Annotated in this window: 3 protein-coding genes; 1 reads left to right on the top strand and 2 read right to left on the bottom strand. The window is 36.0% G+C overall.

The genetic code is table 11. From position 1 onward, the window contains the following. Window positions 1–652 (top strand): metallophosphoesterase family protein (locus AC220I_RS18360; RefSeq protein WP_486725317.1); only part of this gene is annotated, 652 nt, incomplete at its 5' end. A 373-nt stretch (window positions 653–1,025) separates the two neighbouring features. On the opposite strand, the gene AC220I_RS18355 is transcribed toward AC220I_RS18360, so the two are convergent. Beyond that, window positions 1,026–4,043 (bottom strand): efflux RND transporter permease subunit, encoded by a 3,018-nt coding sequence (locus tag AC220I_RS18355; RefSeq protein ID WP_486725316.1) that lies wholly within the window; start codon window positions 4,041–4,043, stop codon window positions 1,026–1,028. Beyond that, window positions 4,036–4,663 (bottom strand): efflux RND transporter periplasmic adaptor subunit (locus tag AC220I_RS18350; protein WP_486725315.1); only part of this gene is annotated, 628 nt, incomplete at its 5' end. The genes AC220I_RS18355 and AC220I_RS18350, both read right to left, overlap by 8 nt.

Raw genomic sequence — 4,663 nt, 5'->3', positions numbered from 1 at the left:
TACAAAACCAAAAGAAAGACATATTCAAATAAAATATAATGTGGTAAACTATCTAGAGGATAGGAGACCTATGAAAATTTTAGCGATTTCAGATGTAGAAAGTAAATATATTTATGATTATTTTGATCCCAAAAACTTTGTGGATATTGATTTGGTATTAGCTGCAGGCGATCTAAATGCTAATTACTTGTCGTTTGTAGCAACTGTCTTTCCTTGCCCAGTACTCTATATTCATGGCAATCATGATAAGCGCTTTATCAAGGACCCACCAGGGGGATGCATTTGTATTGATGATAGAGTTTATACCTATAAAAATATCAGAATTGCAGGCATTGGTGGTTGTATGAAATATACAGGTGGACCCTTTCAGTTCACTGAAAGAGAAATGGCATGGCGACTCTCTAAATTACGTATCAAGTTTAGAAAGGGATTTGACATACTCTTAACACACTCACCGGCTTATGGCATTGGAGATGGTACTGACCAAGCACATATTGGCTTTAAGAGTTTCATAAAACTACTGGATAAATATCAACCTAAATTCATGGTACATGGTCATCAACATTTGAACTATGGGAAAGGCAAACGCTATCATCAATTTAAGGAAACTAAAATAATTAACGCTTATGGCTATACCGTCTTTGAAATTTAATGGCATATGATCAACAGACAAGTCTTTAACACCCTTAGCTTATTTTGATTATACGTTTTTCATCTTACAGATTTTCACAAGTAGACCATCATTAATCTGAGCTGAATGATCACTATAATATACTATAAAAGCACCTGTTCAAGTTCGAACAGGTGCTTTTTATTGTATTTCATTAGTTTTCATCCAACTTTGAGTAAGCGTTTTCAAAGCGGTTGGAGGTGGTAAAACAAGGTTTTGGCGTTAAATGATTATATACAATAAAGTTTGAGCCAAAAGCTGCGATGAGGAGTGTTCAGCATTAAACAACGTCAGTGAAAATTGCTTGAATCATCTTGAAATGCCTCAAATGTTGTTTTTTTGATGCTTATCCCTACTAACGCTCTAATATATAATAGATTGTCGGTATAACGGTTAGGGTTAAAATTGTCGAGATTAGCAAGCCACCTACCAAGGCAATCGCCATTGGCGTGAAGAAGGAACTATTGGCGAATACAAGTGGTAACAAGCCAAATATCGTCGTTACTGAACTTAAGAGAATTGGCCTCATACGCTTTTCTACCGAATCAAAGCAGGCTTCCTTAACGTCTAACCCTTCTTTTCTTGCACGATTGATATACTCAATCAAAAGGATTGCATTGTTAACCACGATACCAATCAAGCTCGCACCACCCAAACCAACGGTAAATGTAAAATTAGTTCCAGTGAGGAGTAGACTCAGTATAATGCCAATAGCAGATAAAGGAATCGTCGCCAAGATAATAAAGGGCTGCTTTAATGAGTTAAATTGTATCAATAAGATAATGTAGACGATGACAAGTGCAAATATAGATGCCATTGCGAGTCCAGACATATATTTCGACATAGTTTCCTTGTCTCCACCATAACTTATTGAAACAGCTGAAGTATCCACCTCGTTTTCAATGAAGTTTTGGATGTCATTTTGAATTTCGCTAGAACCAAAACCAGATTTTACTTTTGCAGTAACACTCACAAGCGCTTCTCTATCATAACGCTTTATCGAGGTCAATTCTTCTTTAATGCCTACCTTTGCAAACTGTTTAACATATAATTTGGCATTGGTGTAACTTGACTTAATTTGCAAATTTTCAATATCTTCTATTTGATCAATATCGGATTTCAAAATCAAATCATACTCTTTTCCATTGGATTTCATAACACTTGCCTTCGAACCATTAAGTGCTAAATTAATTTGATATTGTATATCAAACTTTGATAACCCAAGCATACTGGCCTTTTCATCGTCAACGTCAATCACATATTGATACTTATAGTCAGATTGATTGTTTTTTACGTTCATAGTACCTGGATATTGTGATAATTCGTTATAGATTTGATTTGCGACTGAATTAATTTCATCCAAATTTCGACCAGAGATTTTTACATCAATGGTTGGTCCTGGAATATTGATTTCCAAAAGGTTAACCGTACAGTCGCCACCAACGAACTCCCTGTCCATTTTCTCTTGCAGATATTGCCAAAGTTCGCCTCTGTTTTTAAAGCGATTTCCCGCACTCAAGTCAAATTCACAGAAAAGTTGGCCCTTGTCACTTGATGGTGGTACTAATCCTGCCGTCATATAAAACCTAGGCAATCCACCAGCAATAGAGCTCGTTGTACTAATGATTTCAGGTTCATTTTGCAGGATTTTTTCAACTTCTTCAACCAGCTTCTGCGTATATTCTGAATCCCCAGAAACTTCTGATTGGATATTAAAGTAAATGATATCCTTATCTACATAAGGGAACATTCTAACACCAATGAATCGGGTTAGACCCATCGAAACCACAAGAAGCATTACGATGACAATGATTGAACGCATTGGATATTCAATGTTAGTTCTCACCATTTTACGATATAGGTTTGTGATCCCTGCTAAGTGGTCCTTTTCTGAGTTCTGAGGTTTAAAAAACTTACTCGCCAAAGCCGGCGTAACCAACATTGCCACTATAAAAGATGATACCAAGGCTATAATCACGACCTCTGGTAATGATTTGGCAAATTCTCCTGCTTCCCCCGGTAACGACATCAAAGGGGCAAATGCTGCAATCGTCGTAAGCGTTGATGATAATACCGGAATTGCCTGTTCCTTAGCGCCAAAGAATGAAGCTTCGGATGGCTCAATTCCTTCGTTAATTTTTACTTGAATTGCATCACTGATGACAATTGAGTTATCTACTAAAATTCCAAGGGATATGATCAGTGCTGCAATTGAAACCTGCTGAACATCAATATCGAGTAGGCTCATACTAATGAATGTTGCTGCTATACAAAGTGGTATGGTCATTGATACAATTATAGAGTTTCTTGCGCCCATACCGAAGAATACAACAACCACTACTAAAATTACACCTTGAATTAAATTGTTGATAAAATTACCCACAGAGGCGTCTACGTCTTTTGGTAAAAAAAGAACTTCATTAATGTTTAATGATTGTGGTAGCATTTTATTTTCTCTGTTAATAACTTTTCTGACTTCCTTACCCACTAAAATCACATTTTGATTTTCTTGAAAATAGGCTGTCATCAATACAGCATCTTTTTGATTGTATCTGTATTTAACACTGTTTTCATCATAGTCAAAATAGACATTTGCAATATCTGAAAGCCTTACAATGCTACCATCCTCTTCAGATATATAAACTATCATTTGCTCAATATCTCTTAGAGATTCAAAGGATTTTGGCACTTTTACGTTGATTTTTCCCTGTTCAGTTTGAATTGACCCTGATGGGATCACAACATTTTGTGCTCTTATCAAATCATATAAATCATTATTGGACAGGGGGGTATCACTTAATTTTTTATTGTTAATTTCTATGACAATGTTTTTTTCAAGCTCCCCATCAATATCAACTTCCTTTATGCCATCTACTTTAATCAGAGCCTCTTTATAAACCTTGGCAAAGCCAGCCAACTGGTCATAATTATAATCATCACCTGTTAGGGCTAAAATAATTCCTGCGGTTTTCGTGAGTTCTGTATCAAAATCTGGTTCATTTACGCCATCCGGTAAATCAGTTTTCAAATGATCAAGCTCTGTACTTAACTTAGCCCATTGCTCTTTATAATCGACGTTATAGTCCAGCATGACGATTACAATGGAAACATTATCATAAGAGTATGATTCAATATAATCAATACCTTCCAGTTTAGCAACTGCATCCTCTACTGGCTTTGTAACAAGTTCTTCGACATCCTTTGCTGAAGCACCTGGGAATGTATAAATAACTTGCGCTGCTGGACCCGTAGTATCTGGGTTCTCTTGCTTTGGTACAAAATAATAGGCATATACACCAAAGATTAATATAAAGAAGGATAGCAAAATGGTTACCTTTCGCTCTTTGATTGCATTTTGAATCATCCTATTCATTTTGATCACCTTCTATAATAACTTTGTAACCTTCCGTAAGTGTATTTTTGCCTTCTATAATGACGATATCTCCCGAGCTAAGACCCTCTACCCTAACTTTGTTCTCGAAAATATCAAAGGGTCTTATGTTTTTTCTAAAGGCTCTACCATCTTTAACGACGAATACATAATCTGCACCATCATTCATGATCTCATTTATATTCAGCCATATTCCCTCTTGAGCTTCATCTTCAATTTCTATGTGGCAATCCTGTCCCAATAAAAAGGATTCATCTGTGTCAATTTCGATTTCTACCCCATAAGTACGTGTCGTTTGATTTGGAACAAGATCAATATGCGATACAATCCCTTTGTATGTTTTATCTTCTATGATAACACTTGCCACATCATTAATTGAAATGCGCTTAATATCATCAAGTGATAGGTTGACCTTTGCGATTTGATTTGTGCTTCTAATGGTAATTGCTGGATAGCCTTGAGGAATAAGTTCGCCTTCTTCATAATAAATATCTGCAACATAACCCTCTATTTCAGAAAAGAGACCAAAATCCTCAACAGTCTTATTCTTATATTGATAATCAATCTCTGCCTGCTGTTTCTTTTTATTAGCTTGTTCCATC

The organism is Fusibacter sp., from assembly GCF_057447755.1.
The sequence above is the reverse complement of the archived record's forward strand: the minus strand, read 5'-3'. Positions and strand labels throughout refer to the sequence as shown.

Excerpts from the sequence above, each read along its gene's own strand:
- AC220I_RS18355 (WP_486725316.1), bottom strand. The coding sequence starts at position 4,043 with ATGAATAGGATGATTCAAAATGCAATCAAAGAGCGAAAGGTAACCATT.